Below are 685 nucleotides of genomic sequence, written 5' to 3'. Positions count from 1 at the left end.
AGATGTGTATAAGAGACAGCTCTTGGATGCCCACATCGTGGTCTCGGTCGGGCCGTAGACGTTGAGCATCACCCGTCCCGGCGCCCACCGCTCCACCACCTCAGCCGGACACGCCTCGGCGCCGATCACCAGCGCCGCCGCCCCCAAACCGTCTGTCGAGAGCACCCCCACAGCTGAGGGAGTCTGGGTGAGCACGCTGACCTGTTCGCTGATCAGCAAGGCGTGGAAGTCTTCGGCAGAGTGGGTTATCGCTTCGGGCACCACCACCAACCGGCCCCCATGAAACAGCGCTCCCCAGATCTCCCACACCGAAAAGTCAAACGCATACGAATGACACTGCGACCACACCTGCCCCGGCCCCAACCGCACACCAATCTCCAGCGAATCGAACAGCTGGGTCACGTTGTGGTGGGTAACAGCAACGCCTTTGGGCACCCCGGTGGTGCCCGAGGTATAGATAATGTGAGCCAGACCCTCCAGCGCCGGGCCCGGACCCGACAACGGTGTGCTGGGTTGAACATCGATGGCGGGGTCATCAATATCAATCACCCGCAGACCGTCGTACCCGTCGAGCCGCGAGCGCAGACCCGCCGTGGTGAGTACCGCGACAGGCGTGGCATCGGTGAGCATGAACCCGATCCGCGCTGTGGGCAGGCCCGGGTCGATCGGCACGTAGGCCGCCCCG

1 protein-coding gene is annotated in these 685 nt (G+C 64.2%); it reads right to left on the bottom strand.

Features of this window, described 5'->3' with window-relative positions; translation table 11 throughout:
- On the bottom strand, positions 1–685 hold a 685-nt coding region (locus tag A5781_RS18910), incomplete at both ends, for an AMP-binding protein (RefSeq protein ID WP_156624828.1).

The sequence above is a fragment of the Mycobacterium sp. 852002-30065_SCH5024008 genome (assembly GCF_001665645.1).
Lineage (GTDB): Bacteria > Actinomycetota > Actinomycetes > Mycobacteriales > Mycobacteriaceae > Mycobacterium > Mycobacterium paraffinicum.
Note: the sequence above shows the minus strand (reverse complement) of the source record. Positions and strands in the feature narration are given on the sequence as shown.